This is a genomic window from Mycobacteriales bacterium (assembly GCA_040902655.1).
Taxonomy (GTDB): domain Bacteria; phylum Actinomycetota; class Actinomycetes; order Mycobacteriales; family SCTD01; genus SCTD01.
In genome coordinates this window covers 75,214-81,492 of sequence record JBBDWV010000052.1, presented here as the reverse complement: position 1 = coordinate 81,492, position 6,279 = coordinate 75,214, and the positions used below count along the sequence as shown (strand labels likewise).

5 protein-coding genes are annotated in these 6,279 nt (G+C 69.6%); 2 read left to right on the top strand and 3 right to left on the bottom strand.

What is annotated here, in order from left to right; genetic code table 11:
• Positions 1 to 34: 34 nt before the first annotated feature.
• Genes WD794_14925 through WD794_14915 form a run of 3 tightly spaced genes read right to left on the bottom strand, consistent with a single transcriptional unit; the run spans position 35 to position 3,257 of the window.
• A complete protein-coding gene (locus WD794_14925) occupies positions 35 to 1,114 on the bottom strand; it encodes a tripartite tricarboxylate transporter substrate-binding protein (protein MEX2291603.1) in 1,080 nt (359 codons plus the stop codon).
• 53 nt (positions 1,115 to 1,167) lie between these two features.
• Positions 1,168 to 1,734 carry a tripartite tricarboxylate transporter TctB family protein gene (locus tag WD794_14920; GenBank protein ID MEX2291602.1) on the bottom strand — a complete coding sequence of 189 codons (567 nt, stop codon included), beginning with the start codon at positions 1,732 to 1,734 and terminating at the stop codon, positions 1,168 to 1,170.
• Positions 1,731 to 3,257: a tripartite tricarboxylate transporter permease gene (locus WD794_14915; GenBank protein ID MEX2291601.1), complete on the bottom strand. Its 1,527-nt coding sequence runs from the start codon at positions 3,255 to 3,257 to the stop codon at positions 1,731 to 1,733. Before WD794_14915 ends, WD794_14920 begins: the two co-directional genes overlap by 4 nt.
• A 188-nt stretch (positions 3,258 to 3,445) precedes the next feature.
• On the opposite strand from WD794_14915, the gene WD794_14910 reads away from it, so the two are divergent.
• The gene (locus WD794_14910) at positions 3,446 to 4,903 is read left to right on the top strand and encodes an aldehyde dehydrogenase family protein (GenBank protein MEX2291600.1); all 1,458 of its coding nucleotides are present in this window, start codon (positions 3,446 to 3,448) and stop codon (positions 4,901 to 4,903) included.
• A 352-nt stretch (positions 4,904 to 5,255) separates the two neighbouring features.
• Positions 5,256 to 6,278, top strand: coding sequence for a cupin domain-containing protein (locus WD794_14905; protein ID MEX2291599.1), 1,023 nt, complete (start codon positions 5,256 to 5,258; stop codon positions 6,276 to 6,278).
• Position 6,279 lies beyond the last annotated feature (1 nt).

The following is a 6,279-nucleotide window of genomic DNA, read 5'->3' as shown; positions in this document are numbered from 1 at the left end:
GGGGGCCCCCCGGGGGGGGGGCCCCCGCGCAGGGTCAGGACGACTCGGCGAAGGACTTTGTCAGCACGCTGACGTACTCCTCGGGAGCGTCGAGCAGCCCGGTGATCGCCTCGTCGAGCTCCTCGCCCGACAGGTAGTTGAACGGGCGCTTGGCCTCTGCGGCCCGCGCGACGAGGGTCGGGTCCTCCACCGTCTCGGCCAGAGCGCCTCGCAGGCACTCGAGGGCGTCGGCGTCCATGTCCGGCGGACCGACGAGCGGCCGACCGACGTCGAGCAGGTTGAGGTGTGCCTCCAGCAGCGCCTTCTGGTCCTCGTCGATGTCCAGCTCGAGGATGGTGGGTGCGTCGGGGGCGATGTCGGGACGCTCGCGATCGAAGGTCACCAGCGCCTGCTGGTCCCCGCTCTCCAGGCCGGCCTGTCGGCTGTCGAGCTGACCGGACATCCCGTCCACGCTGCCCTGGAGCAGGGCCAGCTCGACCTCGCTAGAGCCCTCGAAGCCGGTGACCAGCTTGGCGTCGAGGTCGAAGACCGAGATGAGCAGCGACGGCGTCACGAAGTCCGAGGCGCCGGGTCCGGTCGAGCCGAACTTGAAGCCGGATGCGGCCTCGACGTCCTCCCAGGTCTTGTACTGGCTGTCACCGGCCGAGACGATCATCTGCGCGTCGCCGGCGACCCGCCCGATGTAGCTGAGCTCGTCGAGCTTGAAGGAGGCGCCCTCGGCCCCGGCGAGGGATGCGCCACCGGCGCCGATGCCGTTCATGATGGCGAACGAGGTGCCGTCCGCATCCGCGGTCAGCAGCTCGTTCAGGGCGAGCAGGCCCCCGGCGCCGGGCTTGTTCTTCACGACGACGGTGGCGCCGATCTTGTCGCCCAGCGTCGGAGCGATCAGGCGGGCGTAGGAGTCGTAGCCGCCACCGGGCGAGTACGGCACGACGAGGGTGAGGTTCTCCCCCTCGAGCCCGGCACAGGCGTCGGCGTCCGCTGCGCCACCGGCGCTCTCGCCGGTCGCCGCGGTGTCCGGGTCGCCCGAGCCACAGGCGCTGAGCAGGAGTGCGCAGGCCACCAGGGCCGGCAGCGGTCGGGTCAGGGAGTGCCGGAGCGTGCTGCGGTTCATCGAGGGAGGCCTCTCATCGGGAACGGGGGACGTGGAAGTAATGCTGCGAGGGGTCACGAGAACAGCCCCTCAGGGACCGAGACGACGAGCAGGACGGCCAGGGCGACGTAGAGCACCCCGCTCATGACCGCCGCGTACACAGCAGAGAACAGCCAGCTACGGCCGGCTCCCCAACGCAGGTAGGTGAAGGCGAAGACAGCGGACGTGACGAAGAGCCCCGTCACGTACAGCAGCACGACGAACAGCGCCACCCAGGCCAGGGCCTGCATCCAGGCGGCCCGGCCTGCTGTCGCGTAGACATACTCGACGTCCTGGTCGTGGAGGTCGTCCTCGTCGAGCAGCTCGGAAACCGGGAGCCCCTCGCCCTGCTCCGGGTCCAGCGGCCGGTGCCGGTGCCTGGCCCGCGCCCAAGCGAGCAGGAACAGCACCGCGAGAACCACCCCCGCTGCGGTGACGATGCGCGGGAACAAGGCGGTGCGGAACGACCAGTCGAAGGTCTTGAGCCCGGCGACGGAGAACATGACCAGCGCGAGGGCACCGAGAACCAGGTCCGCCAGCGGTGGCTTCTCGAGGGGGGTCCGCCTCGCGGCCGATGCAAGAACGGCGGGCTGCTCGGTCACGGCGTACCGGCCTGGTCGGTGCTGGCGGCGGTCCGGGCAGGAGCCCGGCCGGCACGACGCTTGATCCGTCCGGCCTGCAGCAGCGCCAGCAGGCAGATCCCCGCCATCAGCAGAACCCCCGGTCGACCCAGCCAGGACCAGCCGAACAGCGAGTAGGACAGGAACAGGTAGCGCTCGGCGAGCGCACCCAGCACCAGCGCGAGGAGGAAGGGGACGCGGGGCCAGTTCCACCGAAGGCAGCCGATGCCGATCGCGGCGGCCGCGAGCATGACGAAGACGTCGTTGAAGCTGTTGCTCGAGGTGTAGGCACCGAACACGAGCAGCAGCACGAGGAAGGGGACGAGCAGGGGTCCAGAGATCGTGGTGAGCCGGGTCAGCGGCTTGATGAACGCGAAGGCGATCGCGACCGCGACGATGTTGGCGAGGATCGTCACCCAGACCATCGAGAAGGTGACGTCAAGGTTGGTCGTGAGCATCTCCGGGCCGGGATTCAGACCGACGATGAGGAAGGCGGTGAGCAGGACGGCGGAACCGGCCCCGCTCGGGATGCCGAAGGCCACGACCGGGATGAGCGAGCCGGCGTCCTTTGCGTTGTTGGTCGCGCCCGCCGCCACCAGTCCGTCGATGGCGCCCTTGCCGAACATCTCCGGGTTCTTGGAGCTCTGCTGCGCCTGGCCGTAGGCGATGAACTGCGCGACCGTGCCGCCGAGGCCGGGGACGATCCCGATCCCGACGCCGATCCCGCTGGCCCGCAGAACAACCCGCCACTGCTGGAAGGAGTCGCGCACACCGGTCATCACGCCCGGGTAGTTCTGGCCGGTGGCGTCCCGGTCGCTCTTGGCGATGGCCTTCTTGTTCAGCATGATGTGCAGGACCTCGGCGCCCCCGAACAGACCGACGACGACGGGGATCAGGCCGATGCCGTCCCAGAGGTAGAGCTGGCCGAAGGTGTACCGCTCGACGCCCTGCTGAGGGTCCAGGCCGACGAGAGCGACGAGCAGACCGAAGACGGCCATGACGAAGCCCTTGAGCATGTTGCCCGCGGACAGGGTGACCACGAAGGTCAGCCCGAGGATCGTCAGCGCGAAGAACTCCGGCGGCCCTAGCAGCAGAACCAGGGGCCGCATGATGGGGATCGAGAGCGCCAGCACGAGCGCGCCGAACAACGCGCCCAAGGTGGAGCTGCTCAGGACCGCACCGAGCGCGCGACCCCCCTGGCCCTGCCGGGTCAGCGGGTAGCCGTCGAGGACCGCTGCCGCTGAGGTCGCCTCGCCGGGAACGCCGAAGAGCACCGAGGTGATGTCGCCGGTCGTTGCCGTGACGACTGACATGCCGAGCAGGAAGGCGAACGCCTCGACCGGCTCCATGGTGAACGTGAACGGCAGCATCAACGCCAGGGTCACCGCACCGCCGAGCCCGGGCAGGATGCCGACCACGAAGCCGATCCCCACCCCGACGAGCATCAGCAGGAGGGTCCCCGGCTCGAGGACTTGTCCCAGACTGCTCCAGAGAGCGTCGAGCATGCAGATCCCGTCTTCGTCGATGGACCGCCACGAGGCCGGCGCCGAACGGCCGGACCCCGGTGATGCCAGTCACAGGGCAAGGCGCCAGCATGCGCAGTGGTCTAACCATTTGTCAATCAGCCACGTCGGAGGGTTCTATGGGCGTCGAGCCCCGCTCAGAGCCGCCCCGTACGCCGCCGAGGAGCCCCGTGACCGTGCTGACCGAGAACCTGCCGCACCGTCGCATGCACATCGGCGGCCAGTGGGTCGACGCCTCGGACGGCGGCGTCCTGGAGTCGGAGAACCCCGCGACCGAGCAGGCCGTGGGGACCTTCCCGGCCGGCACGGCGGCCGACGTGGACGCAGCCGTGGACGCAGCGAGCCAGGCGGCGCCCGCCTGGGCAGCACTTGGCTGGGACAAGCGGGGTCGCCTGCTGCGCGAGCTGGCCGCCGCGCTGGCCGCCGAGCGTGAGCTGCTGGCGCGGCTCGACGTCCAGGACGGCGGCGCACCGATCACCGCCATGCGCCGGGATCTCGACCAGGCCGTCGGCGAGATCGGCTACTTCGCCGGCACCGGCTCCGGTACCCGTGGTGTCAGCGCCCCGGCGGAGGACGGCTCGGTGTCCTACACGCTTCGTACGCCGTACGGCGTCGTCGGCCGCATCGTCCCCTTCAACCACCCGATCAAGTTCGCCGCCGGCAAGTGCGCGGCACCGCTCGCGGCGGGCAACGCCGTCGTCCTCAAGCCGGGCGAGCAGACGTCGCTGTCCGCGCTGGAACTGGCGCGGATCGCCGCGCAGTTTCTCCCCCCGGGCGTGCTCAACGTGGTCACCGGACTCGGCACCGTGGTGGGTGCTCGGCTGACCGAGCACCCGGACGTCCCGCGCATCGCCTTCACCGGCTCGGTCGCCACCGGCCGCGCGGTCCTGCGCAGCGCTGCGCACGAGATCAAGCACGTCACGCTCGAGCTCGGCGGCAAGAACCCGGTCATCGTCTTCCCCGACGTCGACGTCCGGCAGGCCGCCCGCGCCGCGGTGGCCGGCATGAACATCGCGCGCTCCACGGGGCAGTCGTGCGGCTCGGGCTCCCGGCTGTTCGTCCACGACGCGATCCGCGAGGCGTTCGTCGACGCCCTCTGCGAGCGGCTGGCCGAGATGGTCGTGGGCGACCCGCTCGACGACCGCACCGAGGTGGGGCCCTTGGCCTTCCGCTCTCACTACAACCGGGTCGTCGAGATGGTGGGCACCGCCCGCTCCGAGGGTGCCACCGTCGACTACGGCGGCGTCCGCCCAGCTGGTCTGGACACCGGCTTCTACCTGACCCCGGCCGTGCTGACCGGGTTGGACGACCAGATGACCGTGGTCCGGACGGAGATCTTCGGTCCGGTGATTTCCGTGCTCGGCTGGACCGAGGTCGACGACGTCGTGCAGCGGGCCAACGCCTTGCCGCTGGGGCTCACCGCCAACATCTGGACGAACGACGTGAACGCCGCGCTGCGCACCGCGCAGGCCGTCGACGCCGGCTACGTCTACGTCAACGGCTCCGGCCGGCGCAACAGCACCCTACCGTTCGGGGGCTGGAAGCAGAGCGGCATCGGGCAGGAGAACGGCCCCGAGGAGCTGCTCTCCTACACCCGCGAGAAGTCCATCACCGTCACGCTGCACTGAGGCTCAGGGTTCAGCCCAGTTCAGGATCCTCGCCCTCGAGCAGCCGCCGGTGCGGGTCGACGGGGACGGCTCCGGGCAAGGGTTCACGCCGAGTCCGTGTTGGGTAAATGGTCTGACATCACTCCGATCCGGTGCTACGGTAACTCTCGTCACACGCGGAGGAGGGTCACGGCCAGGGCAGTCGCCCGTCGTCCCCGTCGCGGGAACGGCACCCCGACGAAGCCGGGCCGTCGAGACGACCCGCGGGTGGACAATGCGGGCGCCCAACGAGCACCTGCCCGCACAGCACCGCCCCGGGTCGTCCGGTGGCCACACTCGTCCGACCCGCGTGGTCGGAGAACAGGAGATCGCAATGGGCAAGGGACGCGTGTTCGTCCGAGGCCTCACCTCGGAGACCTACGGCCTCGGGCACTTCCGCAAGGCCCAGCTCGCTGCAAAGCGGGTCCGCGATGACTCGGTCGTGGTGGACGACGCGAAGGTCGGGCATTCCGGTGACTCCGAGCAGTCCCGCACCTGGTGGCGCATCGGCCCCGGCGACGAGGACTTCCTGACCCAGACGCTTCAGGTCCACTTCGTCGAGCTGCCGCCGAAAAGCTCCAACCACGGGCACGGCCACCAGAACGAGGCGGCCTTCTACATCCTCGAGGGCGCCGGCTACGAGATCCACGACGACCAGCGCTACGACTGGAAGGCCGGCGACCTGGCCTTCGTCCACACCGACTCGGTGCACCGGCACTTCAACCCGAACGACGAGAAGGCCGTCGCGCTGGTCATCAAGGCCAAGTGCACCTGGATGTTCATGGGCCTGATCCAGCAGGGCCGCAGCGGCCCGATCGAACGGGCGGAAGAGTTCGGCCCGCGGGAGGACTGGTCGGCGATCTGGACCGACGGCGTGCTGGAGCGTAAGAAGATCGTGACGCCCGAGGACACCCACTGGGAGCTCACCCAGATGGGCAACGTCCGACACCTGATCAACATGGACCGGACCGACCTGCGCCAGTTCAGCGTCGACATCTTCGAGCTGGCAATCCCGGCCGGCAGTCGCTCGGGCAAGCACTGGAAGATGGCCGACGAGGTCGACTACGTGCTCGAGGGCGAGGGCTACTCGCTGCACTGGGAGGTGCAGGAGGAGATCGCGGAGAAGTACTACGCCCGCATCGCCAAGGAGCCCACTCGGCACGAGATCAAGAAGGGCGACACGCTCTACGTCCCGCAGAACACCGTGGTGCAGCACTTCGCCGCCGACGGCAGCGAGCTGCGCCTGCTCGCCGCACAGAACCGCGTCTTCAAGCACCTGGGCTACGACAAGGTGCACTACCTCGAGGACGCCCCCGAGTACACCGCCGAGCTGAGCTCGGTTCCCGCCCAGGCATGAC

Coding starts and splice junctions, on each gene's coding strand:
- WD794_14925 (MEX2291603.1), bottom strand. CDS start 1,114: ATGAACCGCAGCACGCTCCGGCACTCCCTGACCCGACCGCTGCCGGCC.
- WD794_14915 (MEX2291601.1), bottom strand. CDS start 3,257: ATGCTCGACGCTCTCTGGAGCAGTCTGGGACAAGTCCTCGAGCCGGGG.
- WD794_14905 (MEX2291599.1), top strand. CDS start 5,256: ATGGGCAAGGGACGCGTGTTCGTCCGAGGCCTCACCTCGGAGACCTAC.